Origin of the sequence: Amycolatopsis sp. NBC_00345 (assembly GCF_036116635.1) — a bacterium.
In the GTDB taxonomy this organism is placed as follows: Bacteria; Actinomycetota; Actinomycetes; order Mycobacteriales; family Pseudonocardiaceae; genus Amycolatopsis.
The window spans coordinates 4521966-4548096 of sequence record NZ_CP107995.1 but is presented as its reverse complement, the minus strand read 5'-3'; the positions used below and the strand labels follow the sequence as shown (position 1 = coordinate 4548096).

The following is a 26131-nucleotide window of genomic DNA, read 5'->3' as shown; positions in this document are numbered from 1 at the left end:
CGGGTTCGCCGAGCGGAACGCTGCTATCGCTGCTCAGCGGGCCCGGAGTGCTGGCGCAGGCCCTCGGTGAGAAGGTCGAGGAGGCGGCCGGCTTGTTCGCGCTGGCTCGGCTCGCCGGCGGCCAGGGACACGCCGTTGAGTGCCACGAGCACATCGTTGGGTTCGACGTCCGGCCGTAGTGTCCCGGCGGCGGCGCCTGCTTCGAGGAGCGCGGTGATGGCGGCGATCAGCCGGCCGCGGCTTTCGGCGAAGGGGTTGCCACCGGAGGCGATGACGGCGCGGAGTGCCTCGGCCATGTCGTGCTTGGTGGTCAGGTAGTCGATGAAGTGATCCATCCAGGCGCGGGTCGCCTGGTCCGGCGGCATCGACCGCAGCAGGCCGGGCACCGCGTCGCAGAGGTCGGTGAGCTCGTGGCGGTAGGCGGCCTCGACGAGCGCCTCGCGGGTGGGGAAGTGGCGGTAGAGCGTGCCGATTCCGACGCCGGCAGTCTTCGCGATGCGCTCGAGCGTGACGTGCGTGCCGTCGGTGGCGAAGGCGTGCACGGCTACTTCGAGCAGCCGGTCGTAGTTGCGCCGCGCGTCGGCGCGCACCGGTCTGGTGCCGTTCTCTGACACGGGATTCTCCCTTTCGGCCCACACGGATCGGCGTGCGGAGTTGCTTAACGGAGGTTCCTCCGGTTACGCTCGACGGCGTACCGGAGGTTCCTCCGATTCGGAGTTTACCGGGTCCCCCTCCGGCACGCATCGCTGGACGCGAAGGAGTCGAGCATGGGTAAAACGGCAATCAGGTCAAGCACTCCGCCCGTCAATGCCGAGGTTGCCTCGGAGGTGACGTTCTGATGGGCCGGCTGGAAGGAGCCGTCACCCTGATCACCGGCGGCGGGTCCGGCTTGGGCCGCGCCGTCGTCGGCCGGTTCGTGGCCGAAGGCGCGTTGGTCGGCGTGCTCGACCACGACAAGGACAAACTGGCGGCACTCACCGATGAGTACGGCGACGCCGTGCTGGCCGTCCACGGCGATGTCCGCCACCTCGAGGACCACCAGCGGGCGGTGTCCGGCATCGTCGATCGGTTCGGCCGCCTCGATTCCCTCGTCGGGACAGCGGCCATCAACGAATACGCGGCCCGGCTGGATCAGATTCCGCCGGACAAGCTGGAGAGCGCGCTCGACGAGATCATGGCCGTCAACTTCAAGGGCTACCTGTTCGCGGCCGTCGCCGCCAGACCGGAACTGGCCAAGACGAACGGCAGCATCACCCTGACCCTGTCGACGTCCGGGTTCTATCCCGGCGCGTCCGGCCCGCTCTACACCTTCTCCAAGCACGCCGGGGTGGGACTCGTCCGCCAGCTCGCCTTCGAGTACTCGCCCGCAGTCCGGGTCAACGCCGTCATCCCCGGCGGCGTCCCGGGCAGCGACCTGCGCGGACCGGTCGCCCTCGGGCAGGAGGGCATCAGCTTGAAGACGCTGGACCGCGACGGCCAAGTGGCGGACATGACGCCGCTGCGCCGGATGCCGCGGGATGAGGAATACCCACCGATCTATGTGCTGCTGGCGGGCAAGGAATCCACCCTCGCCACCGGCGGATTCTTCTCCTGGGACGGCGGCCTGGGCCTCGTCGGACACGGCATGACCCGGGACCTGGGCACCTGACGATCCAGCGAACGGATGCGGCGCGGACGCAGACGGTCCGGCCAATACCCGTTGGGCTATCTCGCTCTTTCATAACGCGCCGCATCCTGGCCGGCTGAACGTACCGCTTTCGGCCATTCGCGGGCGATCAGGCAATTCGTGATCGGCGACCCTGCAGGTGACGTTGCTGTCACACTGGGTGACCAGCCTGGTGGAGCTGGCTCCGCAGCTGGACGACCAGGAGGCCGGAACCCCCATGCACTGCTCGGAGCACAAAGGTCAGTCCCTGTGCGGATGCTGTACGTGCCCCCGGCGTGGTGCCGCCGCCGCACGCGGCCAGCGTGCCGACGTACGTGACCTTGGTGCGTACCATCTGTTCGTCTCCTTGCGCTGTGTGATTGCTGATTTCGTCAGGACCCGGGGCCGGTTGAGTTTCCCGTTCTCGGTGGCAGCCGGGACGCGTTGACGCCGAAGAGTTGGTGCACGTCCCAGGCGATCAGGTCGAACTCGCGATAGCCGGCCGCGACGAAGGGGTCGGCCCTGCAGAGTTCGTCGGCCTCGGCCTGGTTCTCAGCCCGGAATACCACGATGCCGAGTTCCATGTCCGCTGACGGGCCCGCCAGCAAGACGTTGCCAGCACGCAGCTGCTCCGCCATCCAGGCGAGGTGGTCCTCGACCAGTTCGGAGAGCGCCTTCTGACGGTCGCCGGTCCACCGTTGAATTGTCAGGTACCACATTCTCGATGTTCTTCCTCGCTGGTCTTCCACCGCGTCAGCGGCGGATCCGGGTGTGGATTCGTTCCCAGTTCGTCGAGCCGATGGCAGCCCGCTGGGCCGGGTCCAGTGCCGCCGTGTCCAGGAACGCGCGTGCTCCGGTCGATAGTGGTACGAACGGGTAGTCGGCGGCGAACAGGATGCGTTCGGCGCCGATCGTTTCGACGGTCCAGCGCAAATACTTCTCGCTGAGGATGCCGCTGGGGGTGACGAACACGTTGGTGCGCAGGTAGTCGGAGATCGGTCGGTCGAGACCGGCGATTTCGGTGAGGTTGGTGTCGATGCGGTCGAGGAAGAACATCATCAGCTCGCCCCAGTGCCCGACGATGACCTGAAGGTCGGGAAACCGGTCGAACACGCCGGCCAGGATCAGGCGCAGCAGTTCGACGCCGCAGTCGTAGTGCCAGCCGATGCCGTGCGTGGCCAGTGCCGCGTCGAGCCGCTCTCCGAGCCCGCCGTAGTACGCCTGGCGCACGGTGGTCGGCGGCGATTGCGGATGCAGGTACAGCGGTGCGCGCAGGGCGGCGGCGGCTTCGAGGAGCGGCCGGAACTCCGGTTCGTCGAGGTGCCGCTCGCGGGTGCGGCCGAAGACCATGGCACCGGCCAGCCCGAGCCGGGTCACGGCGCGCTCCAGCTCCGCGGCCGCGGCTTCCGGCGCTGGGGTGGCCAGCGTGGCGAATGCCTGGAAGCGGTCCGGCCGGGTGCGAACGGTGTCGGCGAGCAGGTCGTTGACCTCTCGCTGAAGGGGGATGGCGTCGGCCGGTTCGAGGTTCTGCAGGCCGGGCGCGGTCAGTGACAGGACCTGCGTGTCGATGCCGGCGGCGTCCATCGCCGCGATGCGCTCGTCGCCCATCTCGGCCAGCCGTCGTCCGCTCTCACCTTGGGTGGACGGGGCCAGGGCCAGGTCGCGCCACTGCGGCTCCAGCTTCTGCCACGCGGCGACGACCTCGGGGGTGACCACGTGTTCTTCGAGGGCGACAACGCGGTATTCGGTGCTCACGTGTTCCGCAATTCTTCGACGAACAGCTCGTCGACGGTGCGCAGGGCGGGCGAGAGCCCTTGCTCGTAGGAGTAGCGGAGGTAGGTCTGCAGCGCCGTGCGGTTGGCGTCGATGCCGTAGGGGAACCAGTCCTCCGGGAACAGTTCGCGGTTTCCTTCGAACAGGCCGTTCATCCAGGGCACCATCGTGGTGACCTGGTAGAGCCGTCGCATGGTGCGGTACCTCTCGGCGGCGGTGTCCTTGGCCGAGAGGAATCCTTGGTAGAGGCGTTGGGCCAGGCCGGGATTGGCGGTGAACAGTTCGCGGGGCGCGGCCACGGTGTGCATCATCGGGAAGATGCCGGTGCGGCGGTACCAGTCGCGCTCGCGGGCTTCGTGGTCGGGGAACAGCGGCGCGATGTTGGGTGAGCCGGCGAGGTAGTTCATCGGGGCGTTGGCGCTGAACAGGACGTCGATCTCCCCGCGGTCGAGCATGTCGGCGAGGGTGCGGCCCGGCGGCGCGAAGCTGATCTCGACGTTGTCCGGGTGCGGGTGCGTGGTGAACTCGAACGGAGCGGACAACGGTGTCTCGAGCCCGCCGAGGACCCACTGGTTCTTCTCCGGGGCGAAGCCGTAGTCGTCGGACAGGATTCCCTTCGCCCAGACGCCCGAGTCCTGGCCGTACATGCCGAACTCGCCGATCGTGCGGCCGACGAGGTCCTCTGGGCCGGTGATCCCCTTGGCGGTGTTCACGAAAACGCAGGAATGCCGGAAAACCCGGTTGGGGAACACCGGAATGGCGATGAGGTCGGAGCCGGCGTCCAGCGCCCGCAGGTAGTAGGTGAGGCCGAACTCGGCGACGTCGAACCGGCCGGACGCCAGACCGGCGAAGATCTCGGGAATGGTGGCGGCGGTGTGCAGGGCCGCGTCGACGTCATCGAACGCCACTGTTCCGTCGAACAGCGCACGCGTGGTGTCGTAGCGAAAGGTGGCGATGTCCAGATGTGGAGCAGACATAGTTCACGTCCTTACGTTGGTGAGCCAGTGGCGCAGGGCGTCGCGTGCCGCGTCACGATCGTCCTGTCCGGTTGCCGACCAGGCGACGTAGCCGTCCGGGCGGACGAGCAGCGCGGTGACGTCGCCGATCCGGTCGGGTGGTCTGATGGGGACTCCCGACACGACATCCACGGGGATGCCGCCGGGTAACAGATCGTGGAAGCGGTCGTTGCCGGTCAGGTCGAGCAGGAGGAAGTGCCCGGTCCGCAGGAGCCGGCCGATGGTGGAAACGCCGTCGGCGTGGTGGATTTCCAGGTCCGGCGCCGGGAATCCGACGCACGGGTCGGCGTCGGGCGCGCGGGGATAGGGCTCGGCGATGCCGTTGAGTTCGACGGCGAGACGTCGGTTGACCTCCGGCATCGGCATCAACGTCGCCTCGAACCATCGCTTGAATGCCATCGCCTCGGGCGAGAACGCGAACTGCACCGCGACCTGGGCCGCGACGCTGCGCAGCAGGCCCTCGGCCACGGGACGACGCTCGGCGTCGAAGGTGGCGAGGATCTCCGGGTGCGAGTGTCCGTTGAGGACGGCGGCGAGCTTCCACCCGAGGTTGAAAGCGTCCTGGATACAGAAGTTCATGCCGACGCCGCTGGCGGGGTAGTGGATGCGGGTGCTCTCACCGACGAGGAAGACGCGTCCTCGGGAGAACGTCGAGGCGATGCGGGTGGTGTCCGTGAAGCGCGATGCCCAGGCCAGTTCGTCGAAGTCCACCTCGGTGCCGAGGATGTCGGACAGGCAGCCGCGCACCTCGTCGACGGTGACGGGCTCGGCGACGTCGGCGTGCATCCGCTGCGCGTGCACGAGGTTGAACCGGGTGACACCGGCGCCGAAGGGGAAGGACGCGAGCCAGCCATGCTCGTTGTCGGTGATGTGCCGGCCGCCCGGCCACGGATTGTCGAGCCGGACATCGGCGACGATGCCGGTGAAGGTCGGGCCGTGGCCCGTGGATTCGATACCCAGCTGTTCGCGCACCGCGCTGCGCCCGCCGTCACAGCCCACCAGGTAGGCGCAGCGGCGAGTGCCGCGCCGCCCGTCGGCGGCGACCATGCCGACCTCGACACCGGAGTCGTCCTGGGTGACCGTGTCGACGGTGAGGCCGCGTTCGATGGTGACCCCCGTGTCGAGTGCGTGTTTGGTCAGCAGGTCCTCGGTGATGTTCTGCGGCAGGACGAGCCGGTAGCCGAAACGCGAGTCGAGGTGGCGCCAGTGCACCGGTTTCATCCCGGCCCACATGTGGGTTCGGAACAGTGGATTGGGGATGATGTCGCGGGCCCGGTCCATGAACTGCTGCGCGAGGCCACGCGTGTCGAGCAGTTCGAGCACCCGCGGCAGGATGGTGCCCGCCCGGGACTGCACACCGTCGGTGCGCCGCTCGACGAGGGTCACGGATACCCCGGCGAGGGCCAGCTCGCTGGCGACGATCAGACCGGACGGTCCCGCGCCGACCACAATGACGTTCTCGGTCATGTCATTTCTCCAGGCTCTCGGGCGAGACGCGCAGGATGGTGTGTCCCGCGGTGGCATTGCGGGCGACGGCGTCGTGGACGTCGGCGGCCTGAGCGAGCGGGTACTCGTGCAGCACCGTGCGCGGGATCCGGAAGCCGTCGCGGACCAGGCGCCAGAACTGGTCGGTGACGGACGCGGTGTGGCTGCGCACCCCGAGGAGGCTGATGCTGCGCAGGTACAGCGTGCGCGCGTGGACCGCCAGCACGGGTGGGCCGGAAGCGTCGAGCGCGCCGGAGATCACCACCCGCGCTCCGTTGGGCAGGATCGGATAGTAGGCGCCGAAGATCTCGGGAACACAGATGTTGTCGACGACCACCTGCGGGCCGCCGCCTGTCTCCGCGACGATCGCGCCGGCCAGGTCGGCGTGCGCGAGATCGAGCACGGTGACCCCGAGCGCCGGGTCGATCTCGGCCGGCCGCCGGGTCAGGCCCACGACCCGCGCGCCGCGAGCACCGGACAGGCAGGCCAGCGTCGATGCCAGCGCCCCGGACAGGCCGGTGAGCAGCACGGTGGTGCCGGCCTCGACGCGTCCGGCCACCAGTTGGGTCAGCGCGACCGGGCCGGTGGCGGCCAGCGCGGCGGCTTGGACGAGGTCGATGTCCTCGGGCAGCCGATGCACCTGATCGACGCGCACGAGCGCGTACTCCGCATACGACCCGGGCCGGTGGATGCCCAGCATGGTCAGCGCCGAACAGTCGTCCTCCCGCCCGGCGCGGCACGCCGCGCAGCTGCCGCAGGTCTGATGGTTCATCACCGCGACCCTGGCCCCGAGCAGCGATCCGTCCACACCCGCTCCGAGGGATGCGACGATCCCGGCGAAGTCGCCGCCCAGCACGTGCGGGAGGGTGAGCTGGCGAGAGTACGGGTGCTGCCCGGTGCGGGTGGCCACGTCCCGGCTGCGCGACACCTCGACCGCGCCGACCCGCACCACGACCTCGCCCGGTCCTGGCACGGGCGTCGCGATCTCCTCCATCCGCAACACCGAAGGTTCGCCCCGTGCCCGCATGACCATGGCGCGCATGGTCGTGGGCAGTTCGCCCGCGCGGTCCGTCGCTGCCGACGCCGTCATGTCCTCCGCCTCCTCGCGATCTTTCCGTGCTTTCAGTGGTCGAGCTGGGCTTGCTCGACCGGACCCCAGCTGTTGATCGTGGCCAGGTCGACTTCCCAGGTCTTGGGCACCTGCGGGAAGTCCTCGTGCCACGGTCGTGGTTCGAAGTAGCCGTTGTCCTCGCTGATCATCAGGTCGAGCTGGGTGAACAGCTCGATGGTGTTGCCGTCCGGATCGCGGTGGTAGGTGAAGATGTTGTGCCCCGGCCCGTGCCGGCCCGGTCCCCAGTCGAGCCGGACCTGGTGAGCGGCGAGGTGGTCGAGCTGCGTCTGCAGGTGGTTGAGGTCGCGCGCCTCGAACGCGACGTGGTGCATGCCCTCCCGTTTGGTCGACGCCAGGAAGTTCGCGGCATGGTGATCGGCGTTGCAGCGCAGGAACACGAAGAAGTCACCGACCGTGTCCGACCAGCGGAAGCCGAGCAGGTCCTGGTAGAAACCCTGCAGCAGGTTCAGATCTGGGGTGAAGGCCGCGACGTGCCCGAGCTTGGTGGGGCGCACCGGGGTGTAGCCGCTCACCCCGGTGCCGGATTGGCTGTCGTAGAGGTGGATCGGGATGCCGCTGCCGGGTTCGGCCACTACCACAACGTCCGGAGTGGACGGCGCGATGTCGTGCCTGCGATCGACGGTGTAGCCCGCGGTGCGGAGCGTCTCTTCGGCGAAGTCCAGATCCTCACGCAGTTCGTAACCGACGTAGCTGCGTGCCCGGCTGGTGGCCGCGCGTTCGATCACCACCGCGTGATGATCGAAGTTCGTGGTCAGGAACGCCTGGTTCGCGCCTCGTTCGACCAGGACGAAATCGAGGACCTTCGTGTAGTGCTCGACCATCCGGTCGACGTCGGGTGTTTCGAAACCGACGTAACCGATCTTCGACACGTTGAGCAAGGGCGGGTTGTGCTGGGGCATGGGTTGCCTTCTCGTGATCAGGTGGTGTGGCGGGGTCGGGGACTCCGATCGTGACCGATACCCGTTCGTGCGACGTCATGCCGGTGAAGATCACGTCGCCGGGCAGGAGAGGAAGCATGGCCGAGCGCCGGGTGATCAACTCGGGAACAGGAAAGACCATGTCAGCGGTGTGCCCGTGCTGCACCTGCTCGCCGTGATCACCCGATCGGTGGCGGTGATCAGGGAGAGATGCTCAGACGAGCGGACTGACCGGTTCCGCGACACCGAGTAGTGCCCTGCCGTAGATTTCCTGGCTGATCCGGGGCGAGACGATCGCGTGGCGGGCCGCGGTCGCGGAGTCGCGCCAGATCCGCTGCAACGGGTTCACCTCCGCGAAGGAGCCGGCGCCGTGCGCGCTGAGCAACACGTCGATGGCACGCGTGACGCACTCGGCGATGTAGCCGACGTCGGCTCGGATTCGGGCGCGAGGCAGGAAATCGGGGTACTCCCCGCGCCGGGCGAAGTCGTCGATGGCGTCGGCCGCGCGGAAGGCGTGCAGGTGCGCGGTGTCGATCAACTGCGCGGCCTCGGCCACCTGAAGCTGGAACCCGACCGAGTCCTGCTGCGCCTCGTAGAAGGTGTAAGAAATGGGCTTGTTGGCGGCCTTGCTGATGACGTAGTCCAGCGCGGCCCGGCCCAATCCCAGTTGGGGTCCGGCGAGGATCAACGAGAGAAACGGCATCAGGGCCGCGCGGTAGAGGACCTCGTCGGTGTGTTCGGTCGGGTAGTCCCCGGCGATGGCGGCGGGCATGCGCATCACCCGGTGCTCGGGCACGAACACGTCGTCGGCGATGAGGCAGTTGCTGCCCGAGGAGCGCATACCCGCGACGAACCAGGTATCGACCAGGTCCATCTCGTGCCGGGGGATGAGCGCGGCCCCCTGGTCGATCACGGCGCCGGTCTCGTCGGTGACCGGGATGCCCAGCACCGCCCAGGTCGCGTGCCATGAACCGGAGTTGTAGAACCATTTACCGGTCACTCGCCAGCCGCCGGGCACTTTGACGGTCTGCGCGGTCGGCGAGATCACCCCGGACACCATGGCGTCGGGGTCCGCGCCGAATACCTCGTCCTGCGCGCGCTGCGGGAACAGGCTCGCCAGCCAGGCCGAGCCGTTGATCAACGTCAATACCCAGGCGGTCCCGCCGTCGGCTTCGGCGACGGCGGCGGAAACCTCCACCAACGTGCGCATCGAGGTCTGGTAGCCGCCGTAGCGCTGGGGCGTGGCGAGCTTGAACAACCCTGCGTCGGACAACGCGCGGATCGTCTCCTCGACGACCCGGCGGTCTTGTTCTCCCGCTGCGGCGTTGGCCTTGATCAGGGGAGCCAGGTCGGTCGCGCGGGCGAGGAGTTCCGCCGTGCTCGGAGTGTCCACCTGGGACGGTGTGCTGGTCACGAACGATTCCTCTTTCTTCAGGTGTGGAAGGTCATCGGGCGCAGGCGGCGATCATGTCGGCGATCGGTGTGCGAGGCCGTGTCCGGAATCCCGAGTGGGTGCCGTAGGTGCGGTGGCCGTAGACAAGCGGCGCGGCGGGGATGGCGCCGGCGTCGGTCACCTCACCGATCAGCAGCAGATGGTCGCCCCCGTCCACGGTCGACCACAGCCGGCACGCGGCCCAGCCGGCCACGCCATCCAACCGGGGGAGTCCGCGATGCGGCGACCACGAGGCGGCGGCGAAGCGATCAGTGTCGCGCTGGGCGAACAACCCTGCGAGGTCGTCCTGGTCGGCGGCCAGGACGTTGACGCCGAAGACGCCGGCACTCAGCACGCGCGACAACAGGCTCGACCGGCGGTCCAGGGCAATCGAGATGAGCGAGGGCCGCAACGACAGCGAGGCGAGCGAGCTGACCGTCGCCCCGTGCGGACCGTCGGCATCCAGGGTGGTCACCACGCTGACCGGGGCGCACACGCCGGCCATCAGGTTACGAAACTGCTGGTCAGCTGTCATCGTCGCCACCTCATCCTAATTCAGCATGCTGAATTCATTCGACATAGTCTTGCCGCGCTGAAGTTCGTGTGTCAAGGGTTCTGGCGTAATTCAGCATGCTGAATTACCCTCACGTCGGTGACGCGCGAGAACACGGCCGACGACGACGCGGCGAGCACCGGTCCCCCCGCCTATCGCCAGGCCGACTGGGAGCCGCTGCGCCGGCCGGCGGCCGTCGCCGAGCAGATGCGAACCCTGGCCGCCGAGGCGGGACCGGGCGAACGTCTCGGCACCAAGGAAGAACTCCGCACGCTGTGGGGGGTCTCCGTCGGTACCTTCAACGAGGCCTTGCGCATGGCGCAGTCCCGTGGCGTCGTCACCGTGCGCCGAGGCCCGGGTGGCGGCCTGTTCGCCAGTACCCCCTCAGCGGTGATCCGGCTGGGCAACGCGGTGCTGTCGCTGGACCAGAACGCCGAGGCGGTGGCGGAAGCCGTGCGCCTGCGCAACGCGGTGGACCCGTTACTCGTGCGGGACGTACTGGCCCATGCCACCACCGGGGACGTCCAAGCGCTGCAGGACGCTGCCGACCGGATGGGCGAGGCCGCCGACCGCGGCGACGTCGACACGTTCCTGCGCGCGAACTGGCAGCTGCACGCCCGGATGGCCGAGATCAGCCCCGGCCCGATCCTGCGGTCGCTCTACCTCGGGCTGCTGGAGATCATCGACACGCACACCCGTGCGGCCGTGGCAGCCAAGGGTGTCGCACCTCGCGAGGATCTGCTGGCGCGTTACCAAGTGCACGCTGACCTGGTAGCCGCCATCGCGGTACATGATCTCCGTGCACTGGAACTGATCGAGCGGCACAACACGGGCGATCCTGTCGTCGAGCCGAACGATCCTGACCGTCCAGGACCTGCGTTGGACCACGCTCGCGCATGACCCGCTCACCGCGTTTTCGTGAACCGGTGGACGCCTGGCCGCGCCGTACCGTCACGCCCAGGTCGAGCGCGGCCAGGGCGGCGCCCGAGCCGGTCGATCGGCTTCAGATTCCACTGTGGACTGTAAGTGGCTCCGGCGACGAGTTCGAAGAACTGCTCGCCGGGGAGCGATCCTCAGGCCTCGGTGGCCGCCGTCTGGAGGTGACCCGGGCGGCGGCTTGCGAGCGTTGGCGAAGCTCTGCTTGCCGCGGATGTGATCGACATGTGTCTCGGCTGTTCGCGGTGCGATGAACAGCGTCGCGGAGATCTCCTTGCTGGTCATGCCGTTCGCGATCAACGCGGCGATTTCGGCTGGGTCGGGCGGTGGGCGGCGCTGCGCAGGCTGGGTTGGTTAGTGGAAGGCCATGGCCACGGCGTCGGCGAGCTGGTTCAGTACGTTCCGCGAGAGTTGTACCGAGCCGGTGAACGAGAGGAACCCGTGGATGGCTCCCTTGACCGGGAGGTGCTGGACTGGCACGCCGGCGTCGGCCAGCTTGCGGGCATAGCGGTCCCCCTGGTCGCGCAGGGGATCGTTCTCGGCGGTGGCGATGACGGCGGGCGGGAGTCCGGCCAGCTCGCCGGAGCGTGCCGGCGAGACCCGCGGGTCGGCGCCCTGGTCGGGGGTGCTGAGGTAGGCGCCCCAGAACCACTCGAGGTAGGACCGGGACAGGACAGGTCCCGCCAGGTACTGGTACATCGAGGGGCTGTCGTCGAACCGGTCGACTGCCGGGTAGGCGAGCACCTGGAGCGTGATGCGAGGTCCGCCGCGGTGCAGGGATTCCTGTGCGAGGACCGCGGCGAGGTTGCCGCCGGCGCTCTCGCCGAACACGGCGAGGCGCTCTCCGTCGCCCCCGAAGCCGGCGGCGTTGTCCGCGACCCAGGTCAGCGCGGCGTAGGCGTCGTCGGCCGCGGCCGGGAAGCGATGCTCGGGCGCCAACCGGTAGTCGACGGAGACCACGATCGTGCCGGAGCGGCCGGCGACGGTGCGGGCGATGTGGTCCTGGGTGTCCAGGTCGCCGAAGACCCAGCCGCCGCCGTGGAAGAAGAGCGTCACGGGCAGCGGCCCGGCGTCCGGCTCGGTGACGGGCCGGTAGATGCGGACGGGAATGTCGCGGCCGTCGGCAGTGGCAGTGGCGTCTCGGACGTCGGCGACAGGTTCGGGAGCGCCGGCCAGGATGGCGAAGGCGCGCCCGGCGGCGCGGTTCTGCGCCACTGTCCGGCTTTCGAGGGCTGGTCCGGCTTCTGCGGCCAAGTGCTTGAGCAGGGTCTCGATCTGGGGGTCGAGGGACATGGTGCGCACCTATCCGAAGAGACGGCTACCCGGGCTGGAATGACTTCTCCAATATCCGTGGCGCATCGTTGGAATGTCAATTCCAACTTTGGTAGCGTGGACGCGTGAGCACACCAGCGAAGACCGGTGCGCCGGAGAAGCGCCGGCTCACCAAAGCCGGCCGCAGGACCCGCGAGCGCATCGTGGAGACCGCCGCGGAGCTGATGTTCCGCCGCGGCGCGGGGGGCACGAGCATCCCGGACATCCAGGCGGCTGCCGGGGTCAGCGCGTCGCAGATCTACCACTACTTCGGAGACAAGCAGGGCTTGGTCCTGGCGGTCATCGACCACCAGACAGACGCCAAGCTCGTCCAGCAGCGTCCGCTTCTGGACAACCTGGACAGCATCGAGGCCCTGCGCGAGTGGTGCGACAGGGCGGGCGACCGGCAGGACGCTATGGGCTGCGAAGGCGGCTGCGAGATCGGCTCGCTCGCCAGTGAACTCGCCGACAGCGATCAGTCGGCGCGGACCGGCCTCGCTGCCGCCTTCGACCGGTGGGAAAGTCCTATCAGGTCGGGACTCGCGCGCATGCGGGAGCGCGGCGAGCTGAGCGAGAGCGCCGATATCGCCGCGCTCGCCACCGCTCTGCTGGCCGCCATCCAGGGCGGCATGCTGCTGTCCCAGATCCGCCGGTCGAGCACCGCCTACCGGCAGGCCGTGTCAGTGGTGATCGACCACATCGAGAGCCACCTCGTCCGCTGACAGCTCGGGCCAGGTGTGTCAGTCAACGCCGCCCTGGGTGCCGGGCGCGTCGAACGTGGCTGGGCGTGAGGTCAGGCACCCGGCCCCAGGAGATGAGACGGGTTCGCGGGCTGCCGAACCGGGAGCCTGCCCACTCCGGCGAGCGCGTGGAAGGCGTTGCCGTCGACGGATCGGCAGCCCAATCGCGGTCCGATTTAGAGCGTGTCTCACTTGGATCTGGGTTGAGCTGCGGTTGGTGCCAGACGAGTTGTGGGTGCTGGTGGAACCGTTGATCCCGCCGGGAAAGACGCGTCCGCAAGGCGGCGGCATGTCGCGGGTGGACGACCGAGCGGTGTTCACCGCGATCGTGTTCGTGCTGACCAGCGGCTGCGCGTGGCGGCATCTACCACCCGGTTTCGGGGTCACCGTACCGACGGCGCATCGTCGGTTCACCGAGTGGACCGAGGCCGGGCTGTGGCGGCAGGTGCGCCAAGCGGTGCTGGACGAACTGGGTGGCCGGGGGTTGATCGACTGATCGCGCGTGGTCCTCGACGGAGCATCCGTCAGGGCCAAAGGGGGGCGGTCTGACCGGTCCGAGCCCGGTCGACCGCGGCAAACTCGGCTCGAAGATCCACACGCTCTCCTACCGGGCCGGGCTGCCGTTGACCGTTGGGGTCTCCGCGGCCAACACCCACGACAGCCACGCGCTCAAGCCATTGGTCAACGCCCTCCCGGCCACCCGCTCCCGCCGAGGACCACGACGACGCAAACCAGCAAAACTCCACACGGACAAGGCCTACGACATCCCAGTCCTACGCGACTGGCTGCGCCAGCGCGGGATCATCCCGCGCATCGCCCGCAAAGGCATCGAATCCACCGACAAACTCGGCCGGCACCGCTGGGTCATCGAACGAACCATCGCCTGGCTGACCGGGTACCGCCGCCTGACCATCCGCTACGAACGCAAACCCAGCCACTACCTCGCCTTCCTCACCCTCGGCGCCGCCATCACCTGCTACAAGAAACTCGCCAACTGAGACACGCTCTAAATGAGTCACGGTGGTTCTGGCTCTGGCACGAAGTCTGTGATCGTCCTGGCTGGTTCAGGTGCCGAGTAGGACGCTTCGGCGCAGTAGATCGAAGTTGGCTCGGCCATACATCTGCCTCTTGATCGCTTTGATTCGGCAGACAGCTCCTTCGACGGCCCCGCTGCTCCAGGCGAGGGTGAGTCCGTTGCGGACGGCGTCGTCGGCGCCCGGCAACGCCGCGGCGCGCGTCGAGCCCAGGTGAGATCGTCGTCGACGGGAGAGGAACCCGTGGTGGTCACTAGCAACGGGTCGGCTGAATCCGCCAGCCAGGCCATCGCCGTGGAATCCAGACCACCCGACAGCTGCACGCCCGCCCGCCCGACCGCCGAGGCGAGCCGGTTCGCTGTCAACGATTCCGTGATGGGCCACGGTATTTTAGTCCACAATGGATGGTCGTGGACCTTCGCTGCGATGCGCGGTTGTGTCCTGGATCACCGTATTTTGTGCAGAAGTGGACAAATGTACCGTCTTGGTACGGACCACTTGCTGGAGCAAGCGTGTCTTCTGTTGCTGGTGACAGTGCTGAGCTGCCCGCTTGTTCGAAGGATGACAACTTCTCAACATCGCCCCCGTGGCGCAGGCGCTGTCACCTGCTTGCGTGCTTGAAGGGTGGACCCCCTCACCTGTAGCGTGATCTTCACGAAGATGGGGAGTATCCGGGTAATCGTTAACCCGGATTGTGCGGGTTGGTCCGAAAAGTCACAGGTGCATCTTGCTGGACGACGTCGTCCGGCGCTCTGTCGATGGAACCAGGCCCGGTCACGTCAATGGGGGGGAATCGCGTGAAATACGCAGCGATAGCGGCGCTCGGTGGCTACGTGCCGCCGCGACGGGTTTCGAACGATGAGATTTGCCGGTCCATCGACTCGACGGATGAATGGATTCGGACCAGGACGGGAATCGCGAACCGGCATGTCGTCGATCCCGGCGTCGCCACCTCCGATCTCGCCGTCGAGGCCGGGCGGCGGGCCCTCGCCGCCTGGGGCTCCGACGAGGTGGACCTGGTGGTGGTCTCCACCGCCACACCGGACTACATCTCGCCGCCGACGGCTCCGTTGGTGGCCCACCGGCTGGGGCTGCCCCAGGTGGCCGCGTTCGACGTCAGCGCCGCGTGTTCCGGGTTCGTCTTCGGGCTGGCCACGGTCGCGGCCTATGTGCGAGCCGGTCTGGCGCGGCGGGTCCTGTTCGTGTCGGCGGAGACGACCAGCCTGTTCACTGATCCGAGGGATCGTGACACCGCGCCGATCTTCGGCGACGGTGCCGGAGCCGTAGTGGTCGTCGCGACCGACGATCCGGAGGCCGCAGGGGTGCTCGGCGATTTCGACCTTGGCAGCGACGGCGGCTGGGGTGAGCTCGTGACGATTCCGGGCTACGGGTCCCGTGATCGCGCCAACGGTTTCCTCGGCTCGACTTCCCCGTACATCGCCATGCGAGGACGCGACCTGTTCGGCCAAGCGGTGACGCGGCTGGAGAAGTCCGCGCGGACCGTGGTCGGCGCGGCCGGGCTGAGCCTGGACGAGGTCGACCTGGTGGTGGTGCATCAGGCCAACGGCCGGATTATCGACGCCCTGGCGGACGAGCTGGAGCTCGATCCGAAGAAGTTCTTCATCAATATCGGGGAAAAAGGGAACACTCTGTCCGCGTCCATCCCGCTCGCCCTGTGCGATGCCATCAAGGAAGGTGTGCTGTCGCCAGGACTCCGCGTGCTGATCACCGCATTCGGCGGCGGCACTGCTTGGGGGTCCACTGTGGTCACCTGGCCGGAAAAGGCCGTCTCCTGAGCGCACCGGCACCACCGGACCATTGCTCGACACGGCCGCGACGTAGCGGTGGCGTGAACAGGAACCATCACTGGGGATTGGGGTAACGCAGGATGAGCGAACGCAGCACGGCGCCGATGACAGCCAAGGTGGAGGCCGAGGTCATGGACTTCGTCTCCGTGAAGTTCGGCGTCACCGGAACCGGGGCACGAGCAGGCACCTTGGAAGACGCGGGAATAGACTCGCTGGGCGTGGTCCAGCTCGAACTGAAGATCAAGAAATTGTTCGGCGTCGTCTTTCTCGACGGCGAGATCGACGCTGGCAAGTCGCTCGATGAGGTCATCACGCTGACCAGCCGGAAGCTGGCGGAGGCCGGCCATGACCACGCGTGAGACCCACGCCGGGATCGACGCACTGCTGGGGCCCGCCGAAGGGCGGTTCTTCGGCTCGGGCTATCGCCGGGTCGAGCAGCGGTTGTGGCACTCCGGTACCGAGCAGGCAGGCGCCACGACGGTGCGCACCGACCGGGCGGCGATCGACTACCCCCGTGACTGGTCGACCAAGAAGCCGGGTACAGGGCTGCGGCCGCACTTGTCCACAATAGACGCGACAGTGCTGGCCGGGCTCATCGCCGAGTCGCATCTGAGGTCGTGGGCGGGACTGACCTCCGACGAGGTCGCCCGAGCGTGGATACGGTCGCTGAGCCTGCGTGCGGGCCCGGCGGCGCAGGAAAGCGTCGACACCATCGAGATACGAACTGCGATCGTGGAGCGCGGTGACGGGAGTGCACCCGCCTACGAGTTCACCAGTGAAATGGGTTCGATGCGCACCACGTACGTCGTCGAGCTTCCGCGCGCGCCAGGAGAGGCGGGACCGGAAACCGTGTTCACCGCCGGCCTGGTGAGCGGGGCGGATCAGCCGGGAATCGCTCTGCACGACGTCGAGCTCGACGTCCCCGCCCGCACCGCCGTCGCTGCTGTCCGGTTCCTGGATGAGGCCGGGCGCGGCGGCCCGCCCGCGGGTCTTGCCGCGGCTCACCGCCCGTTCGTGACCGACGTGCAGAACATCCTGGCGGTCGCACAGACCGCGCAGGCTCTGCTCTACCGGATCGACGACGTCGCGCGAGCGGACAGCAACACGTTGTGGACACGTGTGTTCACCGCAAGCCGGACCGGGCCGCCGAGGCGCCGCGACGGTGCGGACTCGGTGACGGTGGCCGTGCTTGACCACGAGCACTTGCCGAAAGGCGGCGAGATCTGGAGTGCCTCGTCCTGGCGGGGGAGCTGCGCCGATGTGACCACCACGTTCGAGGTGGCTCACCGGCTTCCGGAGGCCGGGCTGTGAAACTCGTTCTGCTGCGGCACGGTGAAACCGAGTCCAATGCCCAGCACCGGTTCCTCGGCCGGGCCGATGAGCCGTTGAACGAGGCAGGGGAGTGCCAGGCGGCGGACGCCGCGCGAGCATTGGCGGACGGGCATTTCTCCGCCGTGTACTCCTCGCCGCTGTCCAGGGCCCGGGAGACGGCGAGTCTGGTCGGCGACGCGCTGGGCGTCGGCCATCGCGTCCTTGACGGCTTGCGGGAGCGGGACCTCGGTGACCTGGAAGGCTGCGACATCGATAGCTACACCGCGGCCCACGGCGCGCAGTTCGCCAGGCTGGTGTCCGACGCCGACTACGCCCCGGCAGGCGGCGAAACTCAGAAAGCGGTCCTGCACAGGGTGTCCTCTTGCCTTCAAACCGTGTTGAGGCAAGGCCTGGCCGAAGGGTGGGCGGCGGTTCTGCTGGTTACCCACGGCGGTGTGCTGGCTCCGCTAGCCGGATATCTAGGGCCGGTGCCCTCGTCACGCCGGGTGCGCAACTGCCACGGCGTGTGTGTCCGCTATGGACAGAGCGCCGGGCTGTCGCTCGACATCCGGCGCTGGGATGTGACCGCGCGCGCTTGCGCGGACTGGGCCGGGCAGTGCCTTGCCGACGGGCACGGCGGACGACGGGCTGTGGAGACATGCTGACCGCCACGGCTGTCCGCCGTCGCAACTGGACTTGCCTCGCCGCGCCACCGAGTCCCGCCGCATCGGTGTTGTTCTTTCCTTTCGCCGGCGGGAGCGTGGTAGGCCTGCGGACGCTGAGCAGGCTGTTGCCGCCGGGATGCGCGGCCCATTGCTTCCGGCCCCCACGCCTGGACGGCGAGGAGCGCACTATGTCGCTGGATACGATCACCGCGTCTGTCTCGGTCGAGCTGGGGGAGTACGCACGCCTTCCTCGAGTGCTGGTCGGCGTCAGCCTGGGCGCGCTGCTCGCACTCGGTGTGGCGTCGCGCACGCCCGGCGCGGCTTCGACCTGTGTACTCGTGGCACAAAGTCCTGCCGGGTTGGCCAGGCTGCATCCCGGCCCGGTCAGCGACGGCGCCATCCGGGCATTGCTGGCGTCGGGAGGGGCTGTCGACGAGCGTGCGCTGGCCGATGCCGACGTCGTCGGCGAGCTGGTGCGGCGGGTGCGCGCCGACTTCTCGATCGTCGGCGAAGGCGACCTGCCTGCCGCTCGGGAACGGTGCCGAGCCGACGTCTCCTATGTCTGTGGCGATGCCGACCCGCTTGTTCCAGTCGGCGAGCTGGCGAAGTGGCACGGTTTCACCGAGGGCGCAGTCAACGGCAGCGTGGTGCGCGGAGGCCATTTCGCGGCCTTCGACCCTGACAACAGCGGCCCAGTGGCCGCGGCCTTTTCGGTGGCGGTGCGCGGCGCGATGGTCAAGAGTGGAAGGGAGAAGTAGGTGGCACAGAACCGGAACAGCGCGCGGGTGCTCGTGGTCGGCGCGGGGCCGGTGGGCCTGCTGCTGGGTGCCGAGCTGCTCGCGCAGGGGGTGGATGTACAGGTCATCGACAAGGCAGCCAGGCTGGGCAGCCCGCATTCGCGGGCGACCGTGCTGTGGCCGCGGATCCTCGAACTGCTCGACCGTGTGGAGGTCACCGATCGGGTCATCGGCGCAGGTCACTACTTCGACCGGATGAACTACTACTCGCGTAAGAAGCGTGTCGGTGAGCTGAGGTTGGACCGGCTTCGCGGCACCCGCTACCCCTATGGGATCGCCATCGCGCAGTCGAGGACGGAACAGATCCTCGAGGAACGCTTCGCCGAGCTCGGCGGCGTCGTGCGGACAGGGTGCGAGCTGAGGGCGGTCTCGCAGACTCCGGACCGGGTCGACGTCATGCTGCGCGAAGCTGGAACGACACCGGTCACCGAGTTCTACGACTGGGTGGTGGGTGCCGATGGCTCCCATAGCGCGGTGCGGCAGCTCTCGGGTTTCACCTTCGACGGTCAGACCCTCCCGGTCAGACTGGCGATCACCGACGCCGAACTGGTCGGCGAGGTGACGAAGAACGAAGCGGCCTATTTCCTCACCGAACGGGGGAACATGGCACTCGGACCGATGGGCGGGGACGTCTTCCGCGTCGCTGCCAGCGTGCCGGCCTGGTACACCGGCGGCGACGAACCCGGCCGGGAGTTGTTCGAGCGCTTGCTCGCCGAGCGCGTCCCCGGCATCAAAGAGGTCGGCGAGATGCGATTCAGCGCGATCTTCACCGCTCACGTCCGCACCGCCGACACCTTCCGTCGGGGCCGGGTCTTCCTGGTCGGCGACGCGGCCCACGTGATGAGTCCCGCCGGGGCACAGGGTATGAACACCGGCATACAGGACGCGGCCAACCTGGCGTGGAAGCTGGCAGGGGTTTCTCGCGGCCGGTACGGCACCGGAATCCTGGAGAGCTATGACGCGGAACGGCGGCCCGCTGTGGCGAGGGTGGCCTCGGCTACGACATTCCTGGCCCGCATCGGGCTGTACACGGACAGGACGCGGATGACGGTGCGTGATCTCACGATGCGGATCGGTTCGGCCACCGGGGTTTTCGACCGGTCGATCGCCCCGCGGCTCGCGCAGCTCGACACCAGCTACGGCCCGGCAGGGCCCGGCGATCCGATGGCTGCCGGGCAGCGCGTCCCGCTGGGCTGGACCGGCGCCGACGCGACGCCGACGCTCGCGCCGGACACCCACACGGTGCTGCTGTGGCCGGGCGCGGAGTACCGCGCCGCGGACTGGGTGCCCCGGGTCGCGGCGATCCAGGCGGTGCTGCCCGGTCTGCGGCTGATCGATCTCGCCGGTCGCCCGCCGGGGGCCCTGCTCGGCCGCCTCGGCCGGTCGCGCGCTGCCTTCGTCGTCCGGCCCGACGGGCATCTCGCGACGCTCGTCGACCTCGCCCAATTCGACATCGAGTCCGGTGCCGCGGCCGTTGCCGCCGAGGTGGCCCGGTCCACCGCTCGTGCGGAGCGGTCCGATCCGGCGCTGAACCGCCTTCCCGCCGTCCCACGTTGACCTGTGCCGCTCGACCACCACCCTCGAGAAGAAGGAACACCCGCGTGACTACGCCTCCCCCCGTCCGGCAGGTTTCGATGGCCAGGGCGGTCATCGTCACTTGCTGCGCCATCTTCCTGGTCACCTTGGACGTCACCATCGTGAACGTCTCGCTGCCGGCGATTGGGCGAAGTCTCGATGCCGACACTTCCCAATTGCAGTGGGTCGTCGACGCGTACACGCTGGTCTTCGCGTCCCTGATGTTGTCATCCGGTTCCTTGTCCGACAGGCTGGGCGCGCGGCGTCTGTTCGCTGCCGGGCTCGGTGTGTTCGTCGCCGGTTCCATCCTCTGCGGTTTGGCGCCGACGGCTCTGGTGCTGCTGCTGGCCAGGGCCGTGCAGGGCGCCGGGGCCGCGGCGGCCTTGCCGGCGTCGCTGTCGCTGCTGCGGGAATGTGTCAGCGACACCGAAGAACGCGCGAAGGCGATCGCGCTGTGGGCGGCGGGCGGGACGATTTCGCTGGCCGCGGGTCCCACGGTGGGCGGGCTGCTGACCTCGTGGCTCGGCTGGCAGTCCATCTTCTTCGTCAACATCCCGTTCGGGTTGCTCGGCCTGTGGGGACTGCGGAGCATCCCGCGTTCCACCGGTCATTACGCCAAGTTCGATGTCGCAGGCCAGGTGCTGGCGATGGTCACGCTCGCCTCGCTCACCTTCGCGATCATCGAGGTCGGGGAAGCCGGACTGTCGTCACCGCTGGTACTCGGCAGCGTCGGCGTCTTCGTGCTGGGGGCGCTGGGATTCTGGCGAGTGGAACGGCGGAAGGAAACCGTCGTGGTGCCGGTCGACCTAGGTTCGGACCGGGTGTTTCTGTCCTGCGTCGGTGTGGGCACCATCCTCAACATCACCAACTTCGGGATCCTGTTCATCCTCTCGCTCTACTTCCAGAACGTGCGCGGCACGTCGGCGTTCGTGGCCGGCTTGCTGTTCGTGCCGATGATGGTGACCATCGGCGTCTGTAACCTCACCGTCAATCGCCTGAGCCGCCGTTTCGGCGCGCGGGCGGTGATCGTCGCGGGCCTGGTCATCGAGGCGGCCGGGTTCGCCATGTTCACCGCGACCAGCTCCACCTCGCCACTGTGGTTCGTGGTGGCCTCGACCCTGCCGATCGCCATCGGCGTCGGCATCGCGGCGCCCCCGATGATGGCCACGCTGGTCAGCGGGGTGCCCGCCAGCCGGGTCGGCCTGGCATCCGGTGCACTGCAGGCGGCCCGGCAGATGGGCAGCGTCGTCGGCGTTGCGGTGTTCGGCCTGCTGATCACCACCACGGGTGGCGTGACCGAGGCGATGCGCGTCTCGGCGGTCATGTCCGTCGTGCTGCTGCTGGGCATGGCCGCCGCGGCGCGCCCGCTGCTGCCCGCCAGCGGGAAAACGGCGTGAAACCCGCAGTCCCCGTCAGGAAGAGGATCGAAATGACCATCAAGTCCTTCGTTACCGTCACAGTGCGACCCGGCTGCCTCGACTCGCTGGTCGAAGCGCTCGCGGAGGCTGTCCCCGCGACGCGGGCAGAGACCGGGAACTTGCGCTACGACGTCCACGTCTCGGTCGATCACGAGCACACCCTGGTGATCGACGAGGAGTGGGCCGATCAGGCGGCCATCGACACGCACCTGCGGACAGCGCACATGCGGCTCCTGCTGGACAGGGTGGAGGGGCAACTCGACGGGCCGCCCCGGCCACATCACATACGCCGATTGGACGTCTGACCGTTCCACACGACAGGAGGGGAAACACGATGGAGCAACACTGGGGGTTTCAACCGGCCGGCGAGCACGAGGCTCTGCGGTCGTCGGTCCGTGCGCTCGCCGAGCGGGAAATCGCGCCGTATTCGGCGGAAGTCGACAGGCAGGAGCGCTACCCGCAAGAGGCGTACGACGCGTTGTCGAAAGCCGGTTATCACGCGATCAACATCGCCGAAGAGTACGGGGGACACGGCGCGGACGCGGCCGGGATCTGTGTCGTCGTCGAAGAAGTCGCGCGCGTGGACGCGACCGCGTCGCTGATCCCCATGGTCAACAGGCTGGCCACCCAGCCCATCCTCCTGGCAGGCTCGGACGAGCTGAGGAAACTGGTCCTGCCGTCGATCGCCGCAGGGGGCGCGTCGGCCTCTTATGCGCTGACCGAGCGCGAAGCCGGTTCGGACACGGCCTCCATGCGCACCACCGCACGTCCGGACGGCGATACGTGGGTGCTCGACGGCGCCAAGTGCTGGATCGCGCACGCGGGGATTTCCACCTGGTATGTCGTGATGGCGGTGACCGACCAGCACGCGGCCCGGAAGTCGGACGGGATCTCGGCGTTCGTGGTCCACAAGGACGATCCGGGATTCTCGGTCGGCGAACCGGAACACACCATGGGGCTACGGGGGTCGTCGACGCGGGAAATCTACTTCGACCGCTGTGTCATTCCCGCAGACCGCGTCATCGGAGAGCTCGGCACCGGACTCAAAACCGCGCTGCTCACCCTGGACCACACCCGGCCGATGGTCGGCGCGCAGGCACTGGGCATCGCGCAGGGCGCGCTCGACGCATCGGTCGCGTACGTCCAGCAGCGCAGGCAGTTCGGCAAGGCCATCGCCGATTTCCAGGGCATCCGCTTCATGCTCGCCGACATGGGTATGAAGATCGAGGCGGCGCGCCATCTGGTCTACGCCGCCGCCGCGGCGACCCAGCGGGGCGACATCCGGGGCACTTTCATGGCTGCCGCGGCGAAGACGTACGCCTCGGATATCGCGATGTCGGTCACCACGGACGCGGTTCAGCTGTTCGGCGGCGCGGGCTACTCGCGCGACCACCCCGTGGAGCGCATGATGCGCGACGCCAAGGTCACCCAAATCTACGAAGGCACCAACCAGATCCAGCGCATGGTGATGGCTCGCGCCCTGCTGGCTCGATGATGTGCGACGTCCGGGCCGGGCGCCGAATCTTCGCCTCGGTGCATACGCAGTTGCCGGACTGGGATGTTGACGTCCCGCGTCGAGCAGGCGTCCCAGTTCGGCGAGCTGCGTGCCGTTCGAGCGGACCTGGGCGCTCGAGACCGTGACGCCCAGCTTCGCGATCTCTTCTTCGTCGAAGTCCCCGGGAAGTACGGGAAACTGGGCGCCGCCGGGCTTGAGCGTGCGCAGGAAGCGTTTGCTGTGGGGGCCGCCGACAGTGTCGAGAACGAGGTCGACGTCGTGCACGAGTTCCTCGGGGCGGGTCTTCGTGTAGTCGATGAACCGGTCGGCGCCGAGGTCGCTGAGAAACGGTTCATGCGCGCCCGGATGCTACCGCGATGACACGTGCGCCTTTCCGTTTCGCGAGCTGCAGTGCGAAGTGCCCCACGCCGCCGGCGGCGCCGTTGATGAGCACTGTTGTGTCGGCGTCGAGTGCCGTCGAGTGCCGTCGAGTGGTGGTCGATGCTGGCCGGCTTGCGTGCGAGGTCCGACGCGGGCGTGGCCACGTACTGGGCGTATGCGCTGCCTTTGAAGCTGGGAAAACGCAGAAGGCCGAAGACCTCGTCGCCGGCGGTGAAGCCGTCGACGTCCGCGGCGACGTCCTCGACGACGCCCGACACGTCTGTCCCCGGGATAACCGGCAGGTTGAGCGTCGATTCCGTCTCCCCGGGCATCGTGGTCAGTCCGCCGCGCAGGTACCAGTCCGGAGGATTGACGCTGACCGCGTGCACGCGGACGAGCACCTCGCCCGGCCTCGGCTCGGGAATCGGCATCTCGTCGTAACGCAGAACCTCGGGTCCGCCGTGCTTATGGAGCCGGATCGCCCTCATGGTGTGTGTCGACATCGTTTTCTCCTGCCCGTGCTGCGGATACGCTTATGTGGATCAGTGACTCATGTAAGTGGTCCACTGGTGCGAATATATGGACCACTGATCCGGATATTCAAGAGGGGTAGATGCGGGCCGACGCCAGGAAGAACCGAGACCACCTGCTCGTAGTAGCGGGCACCGCCATTGCCGAGCAAGGTGTCGACGTGTCACTGCGCGACATTGCACGCAGGGCCGACGTCGGCCTCGCCACGCTGCTGCGGCACTTCCCGGCACGCGAGGCGCTGCTCGATGCCCTACTCCGCACGAGCTTCGACGAGTTGACGACACAGGCCGACGAGCTCGAGACGATAGGGCCACCCGAAGACGCGCTCGTCTCGTGGCTACGCGACTGCGTCGCGTGGACGACCGAGTACCGGGGCGTGACCGTGTTGATGGCAGCCGCCATCGAGGACACCGAATCCGCGCTCCACTCCTCGTGCGTCAGTCTGCGAGCCGCCGGTGCGCGGCTCCTCACCCGCGCCCAGGCGGCGGGGACAGCTAGGACCGACCTTGATGGCACCGATCTGTTTGCGTTGGTAGCGGCGCTCGCCTGGCTCGGCGACCAACCCTCGCTCGCGCCACGCGCCGGCCACCTCTTCGAAGTGGTCGCGAGCGCGATCCTGGTCAACGCGGCGAGCGACGATGCTGAGGCAGGACGCCGCCCTCGGGCCCGTGGATGAATACGTTGCGCACACGGACCAGGCCCGGAGTAGCGTCTTTCGCGACTTGTCAGAGGGTGGGGTGCTCGTTTCGGACCGGGCTGAGTGATTCCAGCAGCGACGCGATGTGCAGGATTGTCGACTCGGCGTGCCAGTTGGCTGCCAGCTGTACGCCGATCGGCATGCCGTCGCTGCTCGTGCCGAATCGCATGGACAGTGCTGGAAGTCCGGTCAGGTTGAACGGAATGGTCGCCGTCTGAATGTGGGCGGCGTTCACCGTCTGACCGTTGATGGTGAACCGGGTGAGTCCGTGTTCGTGGGCAGGGATGGGCAGGACCGGGAGCAGGAGGGCGTCGTACTGCTGGAAGTACTCGGCGAAGGCGTCCCGGAGGCGTTCGATGCCTTGTTCGGCCAGGACGTAGTCGCGGACGGATGTGTCGGGGCCGGCGAGCATGCGCTGGGAGACCGTGGCCATCTGGTCCTCGTGACCGGCCGTGACGTCGCGGAAGGACGGCTTGACCTCCATGACGTGCTGTCGGTAGAACAGGTCGAGAGGGTTGTCCCGTTCGAGCGCGGGGATGTTCACCGCCTCGGTCAGAACCCCAGTACTCTGCAGCGCTTCGGCGGCCTTCTGTACGGTGGCGGCGACCTCTGAGTCGATCGGGCCGAGCCCGGAGTCGGTCAGCCAGCCGAGACGGACGGGCCGGTCCGGCGACGCGCCCAGCCCGGCGTCGAATTCACGCGGAACGGTGGCGAATCCGTCGGCACCGTCCGGGCCGGAAAGCACCGAATAGGCCAGTGCGAGGTCGCGGATGGTGCGGGCCATCGGGCCGGCGTGCCAGTCACGGCGCGGCACCCGCGGCCAGACCCCGGTCATCGGGATACGCCCGTGCGTTGCTTTGAGGGCGACGATGCCGGTGTGAGCGGCCGGCCCGCGCACCGAGATGGCCAGGTCGCTGCCGAGCCCGAGAGGCGACATGCCGGCCGCGATCGCCGCCGATTCGCCGCCGCTGGAACCGCCGGGCGTGCGGTCGAGGTTCCAGGGGTTGTTCGTCCTGCCGGTCAGGAGGTTGTCGGACTCGGTCGAGTACGAGAACTCCGGAAGGTTGGTCTTCGCAAGGAGGATCGCGCCGGCGTGCTTCATCCGTGCCACGCTGGTGGCGTCCGCATCCGGGATGCGGCCCTCGAAGATCGGGGAACCGCGCTGGGTCAGCACCCCGGCGGTGTCGAACGAGTCCTTGACCGTGAACGGCACGCCGTGCAACGGCCCTACTTCCACACCGGCCGCGAGCGCCTCATCCGCAGTCTTCGCAGCCTCCAGAACGCCGTCGGCGAGCGTAACGATGGCGTTGACCTTCGGATCGGTGTCCTCGATCCGATCGAGGTGCGCCTGCACCACCTCGACGGAGGACACCTTCCTGTCGCGGATCAGTTCGGCGAGTTCACTCGCGTCTGAGTAGATGAGGTCGGTGGGCATGAGGATCTCCTTGATTAGACCGGTCTACTATTCTCGCGCTGGCG

General features: G+C 68.1%; 25 protein-coding genes and 5 pseudogenes. 14 read left to right on the top strand and 16 right to left on the bottom strand.

The features are described 5' to 3' along the window. Positions 1 to 23: 23 nt before the first annotated feature. Positions 24 to 614: a TetR/AcrR family transcriptional regulator gene (locus OG943_RS20010; protein WP_328611310.1), complete on the bottom strand. Its 591-nt coding sequence runs from the start codon at positions 612 to 614 to the stop codon at positions 24 to 26. A gap of 224 nt (positions 615 to 838) precedes the next feature. On the opposite strand from OG943_RS20010, the gene OG943_RS20005 reads away from it, so the two are divergent. Then, complete coding sequence (locus OG943_RS20005; protein WP_328611309.1) at positions 839 to 1648, top strand: SDR family NAD(P)-dependent oxidoreductase; 810 nt, start codon at positions 839 to 841, stop codon at positions 1646 to 1648. Positions 1649 to 2037: 389 nt separating this feature from the next. On the opposite strand, the gene OG943_RS20000 is transcribed toward OG943_RS20005, so the two are convergent. The 9 genes and pseudogenes from OG943_RS20000 to OG943_RS19960 form a co-directional block, all read right to left on the bottom strand. Next, a complete protein-coding gene (locus OG943_RS20000; RefSeq protein WP_328611308.1) occupies positions 2038 to 2364 on the bottom strand; it encodes a YciI family protein in 327 nt (108 codons plus the stop codon). Positions 2365 to 2398: 34 nt separating this feature from the next. Beyond that, entirely contained in the window at positions 2399 to 3400 is a 1002-nt protein-coding gene (locus OG943_RS19995; RefSeq protein ID WP_328611307.1) for an amidohydrolase family protein, read from the bottom strand. Further along, positions 3397 to 4395 carry a 4,5-dihydroxyphthalate decarboxylase gene (locus OG943_RS19990; RefSeq protein WP_328611306.1) on the bottom strand — a complete coding sequence of 333 codons (999 nt, stop codon included), beginning with the start codon at positions 4393 to 4395 and terminating at the stop codon, positions 3397 to 3399. The genes OG943_RS19995 and OG943_RS19990 overlap by 4 nt, the downstream gene beginning before the upstream one ends. Before the next feature lie 3 nt (positions 4396 to 4398). Then, complete coding sequence (locus OG943_RS19985; protein WP_328611305.1) at positions 4399 to 5901, bottom strand: FAD-dependent monooxygenase; 1503 nt, start codon at positions 5899 to 5901, stop codon at positions 4399 to 4401. A 1-nt stretch (position 5902) separates the two neighbouring features. After that, a complete protein-coding gene (locus tag OG943_RS19980) occupies positions 5903 to 7009 on the bottom strand; it encodes an alcohol dehydrogenase catalytic domain-containing protein (protein WP_328611304.1) in 1107 nt (368 codons plus the stop codon). 32 nt (positions 7010 to 7041) lie between these two features. Further along, on the bottom strand, positions 7042 to 7950 hold the full coding sequence (locus OG943_RS19975) for a VOC family protein (protein ID WP_328611303.1): 909 nt from the start codon (positions 7948 to 7950) through the stop codon (positions 7042 to 7044). A gap of 85 nt (positions 7951 to 8035) precedes the next feature. Continuing rightward, positions 8036 to 8134: pseudogene (locus tag OG943_RS19970) on the bottom strand (fumarylacetoacetate hydrolase family protein); the annotation flags it as partial. A 48-nt stretch (positions 8135 to 8182) separates the two neighbouring features. Further along, on the bottom strand, positions 8183 to 9382 hold the full coding sequence (locus OG943_RS19965; RefSeq protein ID WP_328611302.1) for an acyl-CoA dehydrogenase family protein: 1200 nt from the start codon (positions 9380 to 9382) through the stop codon (positions 8183 to 8185). Between the two features lie 31 nt (positions 9383 to 9413). Further along, positions 9414 to 9935 (bottom strand): flavin reductase family protein, encoded by a 522-nt coding sequence (locus tag OG943_RS19960; protein ID WP_328611301.1) that lies wholly within the window; start codon positions 9933 to 9935, stop codon positions 9414 to 9416. Positions 9936 to 10052: 117 nt separating this feature from the next. Between OG943_RS19960 and OG943_RS19955 the strand changes: the two genes are divergently transcribed. Next, positions 10053 to 10853 carry a FadR/GntR family transcriptional regulator gene (locus tag OG943_RS19955; protein WP_328611300.1) on the top strand — a complete coding sequence of 267 codons (801 nt, stop codon included), beginning with the start codon at positions 10053 to 10055 and terminating at the stop codon, positions 10851 to 10853. Positions 10854 to 10904: 51 nt separating this feature from the next. On the opposite strand, the gene OG943_RS19950 is transcribed toward OG943_RS19955, so the two are convergent. Both OG943_RS19950 and OG943_RS19945 read right to left on the bottom strand, forming a co-directional pair. Then, the gene (locus OG943_RS19950; protein ID WP_328611299.1) at positions 10905 to 11189 is read right to left on the bottom strand and encodes a LuxR C-terminal-related transcriptional regulator; all 285 of its coding nucleotides are present in this window, start codon (positions 11187 to 11189) and stop codon (positions 10905 to 10907) included. A gap of 54 nt (positions 11190 to 11243) precedes the next feature. Beyond that, positions 11244 to 12182, bottom strand: coding sequence for an alpha/beta hydrolase (locus OG943_RS19945; protein WP_328611298.1), 939 nt, complete (start codon positions 12180 to 12182; stop codon positions 11244 to 11246). A 104-nt stretch (positions 12183 to 12286) separates the two neighbouring features. On the opposite strand from OG943_RS19945, the gene OG943_RS19940 reads away from it, so the two are divergent. Both OG943_RS19940 and OG943_RS19935 read left to right on the top strand, forming a co-directional pair. Continuing rightward, complete coding sequence (locus tag OG943_RS19940; RefSeq protein ID WP_328611297.1) at positions 12287 to 12922, top strand: TetR/AcrR family transcriptional regulator; 636 nt, start codon at positions 12287 to 12289, stop codon at positions 12920 to 12922. 214 nt (positions 12923 to 13136) lie between these two features. After that, positions 13137 to 13938 (top strand): annotated as a pseudogene (locus OG943_RS19935) (IS5 family transposase). A gap of 230 nt (positions 13939 to 14168) precedes the next feature. Here OG943_RS19935 and OG943_RS48390 read toward each other — a convergent pair. Beyond that, positions 14169 to 14339, bottom strand: a pseudogene (locus OG943_RS48390) (asparagine synthase-related protein); the annotation flags it as partial. 417 nt (positions 14340 to 14756) lie between these two features. Here OG943_RS48390 and OG943_RS19930 point away from each other — a divergent pair. The 9 genes from OG943_RS19930 to OG943_RS19890 all read left to right on the top strand — a co-directional run bounded on the left by OG943_RS19930 (position 14757) and on the right by OG943_RS19890 (position 23043). Further along, entirely contained in the window at positions 14757 to 15770 is a 1014-nt protein-coding gene (locus tag OG943_RS19930; protein WP_328611296.1) for a beta-ketoacyl-ACP synthase III, read from the top strand. A gap of 92 nt (positions 15771 to 15862) precedes the next feature. Next, the gene (locus OG943_RS19925; RefSeq protein ID WP_328611295.1) at positions 15863 to 16141 is read left to right on the top strand and encodes a hypothetical protein; all 279 of its coding nucleotides are present in this window, start codon (positions 15863 to 15865) and stop codon (positions 16139 to 16141) included. Further along, positions 16128 to 17093: an AvrD family protein gene (locus OG943_RS19920; RefSeq protein WP_328611294.1), complete on the top strand. Its 966-nt coding sequence runs from the start codon at positions 16128 to 16130 to the stop codon at positions 17091 to 17093. Before OG943_RS19925 ends, OG943_RS19920 begins: the two co-directional genes overlap by 14 nt. Next, positions 17090 to 17758, top strand: a complete 669-nt coding sequence (locus tag OG943_RS19915) for a histidine phosphatase family protein (protein WP_328611293.1) — start codon at positions 17090 to 17092, stop codon at positions 17756 to 17758. The genes OG943_RS19920 and OG943_RS19915 overlap by 4 nt, the downstream gene beginning before the upstream one ends. Continuing rightward, positions 17752 to 18516 carry a thioesterase II family protein gene (locus OG943_RS19910; RefSeq protein WP_328611292.1) on the top strand — a complete coding sequence of 255 codons (765 nt, stop codon included), beginning with the start codon at positions 17752 to 17754 and terminating at the stop codon, positions 18514 to 18516. The genes OG943_RS19915 and OG943_RS19910 overlap by 7 nt, the downstream gene beginning before the upstream one ends. Beyond that, positions 18517 to 20112 carry an FAD-dependent monooxygenase gene (locus tag OG943_RS19905; protein WP_328611291.1) on the top strand — a complete coding sequence of 532 codons (1596 nt, stop codon included), beginning with the start codon at positions 18517 to 18519 and terminating at the stop codon, positions 20110 to 20112. 44 nt (positions 20113 to 20156) lie between these two features. Further along, on the top strand, positions 20157 to 21527 hold the full coding sequence (locus OG943_RS19900) for an MFS transporter (RefSeq protein WP_328611290.1): 1371 nt from the start codon (positions 20157 to 20159) through the stop codon (positions 21525 to 21527). A gap of 32 nt (positions 21528 to 21559) precedes the next feature. Then, positions 21560 to 21853, top strand: coding sequence for a putative quinol monooxygenase (locus OG943_RS19895; protein ID WP_328611289.1), 294 nt, complete (start codon positions 21560 to 21562; stop codon positions 21851 to 21853). 29 nt (positions 21854 to 21882) lie between these two features. After that, positions 21883 to 23043 (top strand): acyl-CoA dehydrogenase family protein, encoded by a 1161-nt coding sequence (locus OG943_RS19890; protein ID WP_328611288.1) that lies wholly within the window; start codon positions 21883 to 21885, stop codon positions 23041 to 23043. 102 nt (positions 23044 to 23145) lie between these two features. On the opposite strand, the pseudogene OG943_RS19885 reads toward OG943_RS19890, so the two are convergent. Next, positions 23146 to 23328: pseudogene (locus tag OG943_RS19885) on the bottom strand (NADP-dependent oxidoreductase); the annotation flags it as partial. A 284-nt stretch (positions 23329 to 23612) separates the two neighbouring features. Then, a pseudogene (locus tag OG943_RS19880) lies at positions 23613 to 23855 on the bottom strand (alcohol dehydrogenase catalytic domain-containing protein); the annotation flags it as partial. A 182-nt stretch (positions 23856 to 24037) separates the two neighbouring features. Here OG943_RS19880 and OG943_RS19875 point away from each other — a divergent pair. After that, positions 24038 to 24631, top strand: coding sequence for a TetR/AcrR family transcriptional regulator (locus OG943_RS19875; RefSeq protein ID WP_328611287.1), 594 nt, complete (start codon positions 24038 to 24040; stop codon positions 24629 to 24631). Between the two features lie 49 nt (positions 24632 to 24680). Here the strand turns inward: OG943_RS19875 and OG943_RS19870 are convergent, their stop codons facing one another. Beyond that, entirely contained in the window at positions 24681 to 26087 is a 1407-nt protein-coding gene (locus tag OG943_RS19870; RefSeq protein ID WP_328611286.1) for an amidase, read from the bottom strand. Between the last annotated feature and the right edge of the window lie 44 nt (positions 26088 to 26131).

What these genes read in the sequence shown, in the direction of transcription:
- OG943_RS20005 (WP_328611309.1), top strand. Translation starts at nt 839, where the DNA reads ATGGGCCGGCTGGAAGGAGCCGTCACCCTGATCACCGGCGGCGGGTCC.
- OG943_RS19930 (WP_328611296.1), top strand. Translation starts at nt 14,757, where the DNA reads ATGGGGGGGAATCGCGTGAAATACGCAGCGATAGCGGCGCTCGGTGGC.
- OG943_RS19890 (WP_328611288.1), top strand. Translation starts at nt 21,883, where the DNA reads ATGGAGCAACACTGGGGGTTTCAACCGGCCGGCGAGCACGAGGCTCTG.
- OG943_RS19870 (WP_328611286.1), bottom strand. Translation starts at nt 26,087, where the DNA reads ATGCCCACCGACCTCATCTACTCAGACGCGAGTGAACTCGCCGAACTG.
- OG943_RS19910 (WP_328611292.1), top strand. Translation starts at nt 17,752, where the DNA reads ATGCTGACCGCCACGGCTGTCCGCCGTCGCAACTGGACTTGCCTCGCC.
- OG943_RS20000 (WP_328611308.1), bottom strand. Translation starts at nt 2,364, where the DNA reads ATGTGGTACCTGACAATTCAACGGTGGACCGGCGACCGTCAGAAGGCG.
- OG943_RS19980 (WP_328611304.1), bottom strand. Translation starts at nt 7,009, where the DNA reads ATGACGGCGTCGGCAGCGACGGACCGCGCGGGCGAACTGCCCACGACC.
- OG943_RS19875 (WP_328611287.1), top strand. Translation starts at nt 24,038, where the DNA reads ATGCGGGCCGACGCCAGGAAGAACCGAGACCACCTGCTCGTAGTAGCG.
- OG943_RS19990 (WP_328611306.1), bottom strand. Translation starts at nt 4,395, where the DNA reads ATGTCTGCTCCACATCTGGACATCGCCACCTTTCGCTACGACACCACG.
- OG943_RS19975 (WP_328611303.1), bottom strand. Translation starts at nt 7,950, where the DNA reads ATGCCCCAGCACAACCCGCCCTTGCTCAACGTGTCGAAGATCGGTTAC.
- OG943_RS19920 (WP_328611294.1), top strand. Translation starts at nt 16,128, where the DNA reads ATGACCACGCGTGAGACCCACGCCGGGATCGACGCACTGCTGGGGCCC.
- OG943_RS19985 (WP_328611305.1), bottom strand. Translation starts at nt 5,901, where the DNA reads ATGACCGAGAACGTCATTGTGGTCGGCGCGGGACCGTCCGGTCTGATC.
- OG943_RS19945 (WP_328611298.1), bottom strand. Translation starts at nt 12,182, where the DNA reads ATGTCCCTCGACCCCCAGATCGAGACCCTGCTCAAGCACTTGGCCGCA.
- OG943_RS19895 (WP_328611289.1), top strand. Translation starts at nt 21,560, where the DNA reads ATGACCATCAAGTCCTTCGTTACCGTCACAGTGCGACCCGGCTGCCTC.
- OG943_RS19925 (WP_328611295.1), top strand. Translation starts at nt 15,863, where the DNA reads ATGAGCGAACGCAGCACGGCGCCGATGACAGCCAAGGTGGAGGCCGAG.
- OG943_RS19960 (WP_328611301.1), bottom strand. Translation starts at nt 9,935, where the DNA reads ATGACAGCTGACCAGCAGTTTCGTAACCTGATGGCCGGCGTGTGCGCC.